We start from the raw sequence: 2215 nt of genomic DNA on the forward strand, positions 1-2215 counted from the left end.
CCCACCGAAGGAGCCCCCGTGCCGGACCGTCCCGAAGTGACCGCCGCCGAGATCGCCCGGCTGGCCGGCGTCGGCCGGGCCGCGGTCAGCAACTGGCGCCGCCGCCACCCCGACTTCCCGCGCCCGGTCGGCGGCACCGACGCCAGCCCGGCCTTCGCGCTCGCCGAGGTCGAGTCCTGGCTGCGCGCCCAGGGCAAGATCGCCGAACTCCCGCTGCTGGAGCGGGTCTGGCAGCTCGTCGACACCCTCCGCGACCCGGCCGGCCACCCCGCCGCCCCGCTGGTCGAGGCCGGCGCCCTGCTCCTACTGCTGCACCGCGAGCCCGCGCAGTGGGCCGGGCTCGCCGACCGGCCCGACACCCGGCTCGCCCTCGCGCTGCCCCGGGCCGTCACCGGCGCCGCCGTGCACGCCTTCGGCCCCGACGGCGCCCGCACCCTCGGCCTCCCGGGCCTGCTCGGCAGCACCCAGCTGGACCTCGCCCGGCTGCTCGCCGAACTCGCCGCGCAGACGGGCCCGGTCGGCGCGTACGAGCAGCTGCTCATCCGGTACGCCGAGGCCAACACCCGGCAGCTCAGCCCCACCCCGCCGGAGGCCGCCGAACTGCTCGCGGCCGTCGCCGGCGTCCCCGCCACCGTGCTCGACCCGGCCGTCGGCCTCGGCTCCGTCCTGCTCGCCCACCCCCCGACCACCGGCCGCTACGGCCAGGACGCCGACCCGGTCACCGCCGCCCTCGCCCGGCTCCGGATCGCCCTGCACACCCCTGCCGACGACCCCGGCCCGCTCCCGCTCGACCTGCGGGCCGGCGACGCCCTGCGCGCCGACGGCTTCCCCGGCGACACCTTCGAGGCCGTGCTCTGCCAGCCCCCGTACAACGAGCGCGACTGGGGCCACGACGAGCTGCAGTTCGACACCCGCTGGCCCGGCGGGCTCGTCCCGCCGCGCGGCGAGTCCGAACTCGCCTGGGTGCTGCACTGCCTGGCGCACACCCGCCCCGGCGGCCTCGCCGCCCTGCTGCTCCCGCCGACCGTCGCCGCCCGCCGGGCCGGCCGCCGCATCCGGGCCGAACTGCTCCGCTCCGGCGCGCTGCGGGCCGTCATCGCGCTGCCGGCCGGCGCCGCCCCGCCGTACGGCGTCCCGCTGCACCTGTGGGTGCTGCGCGCACCCCGGCCGGGCGGCGACTTCCGCCAGGTGCTGATGCTCGACGCCGGGGCGGCGCTCGCCGGTCCGGGCGGGGCCGCCGGGGCGCAGGCCGCCGAGGGCGGCCGGGACAAGGTCGACTGGACCGAGCTGCGCCGCACCGTCCTGGGGGCCTGGCGCGGCTTCGACCTCGCCGCGCGGGAGGGCCTGCCGGTCCCCGCCGACCGTCCCGGCGTCCACCGGGCGATGGCCGCCATCGACCTGCTCGACGACGAGACCGACCTCTCCCCGGCCCGGCACGTCCCGCCCGCCGCCCCGCTCGGCGGCGCGGCCGAACTCTCCCACCTCGGCGGCCGGCTGGCCGAGCTGCTGGCCGGCCTGCCCGACCCGGTCGCGCTGCTGCCGCGGCCCGGCGCCGTGTCCGGTGCCGCGTCCGGCGGGGCGTCCGGTACGGCTCCCGTCGGGGTGGTCGCCATCGGCGAGCTGGTCCGCGGCGGCGCGCTGGAGGTGCACTCCTCCGGCACCGGCGCCGCCACCCGGCCGGCCGGGGCGGGTTCGGGCGGCACCCCCGTCGTCACCGACCAGGACCTCGCCACCGGCGCCGCGCCCAGCGCCGTCCTGGCCGCCGGCCCCGGCCCGGCCGGGGACGTCCGCACCCGCCCCGGCGACGTCCTGGTCCCCGCCCTCGGCGGCGGCACCGCCCGGGTCGTCCCCGCCGAGGGCCCGCTGGTCGGCGCCGCCCTCGGCCGCCAGCTCCACCTCCTGCGGCCCGACCCGGCCGCCCTCGACCCCGAGTTCCTGGCCGGCCAGTTCCGCTCCACCGCCGGCACCCGGCGCGCCGCCAGCCACGCCACCACCACCGCCCGGCTCGACATCCGCCGGGTCGAACTGCCCCGCCTCCCGCTCCCCGCCCAGCAGCGCCTCGGCGCCGCCTTCGCCCGCCTCGCCGCCTTCGACACCGCCCTCGCCCGGGCCGCCGCCCTCGGCCGCAGCCTCGCCCAGGCCGCCACCGACGCCCTGGCGACCGGCACCCTGGCGCCGCCTGACTGACACCCGCCCCGCGGACCGGGGCCGGGCC

Annotated in this window: 1 protein-coding gene; it reads left to right on the top strand. The window is 81.0% G+C overall.

Translation table 11 applies throughout. The features are described from left to right. The first annotated feature begins 18 nt into the window (after nucleotides 1-18). Nucleotides 19-2187 (top strand): N-6 DNA methylase, encoded by a 2169-nt coding sequence (locus ACIQOV_RS38320; protein WP_401055386.1) that lies wholly within the window; start codon nucleotides 19-21, stop codon nucleotides 2185-2187. Nucleotides 2188-2215: the final 28 nt, after the last annotated feature.

The organism is Kitasatospora sp. NPDC091257 (assembly GCF_044757675.1).
GTDB lineage: Bacteria > Actinomycetota > Actinomycetes > Streptomycetales > Streptomycetaceae > Kitasatospora > Kitasatospora lactacystinica.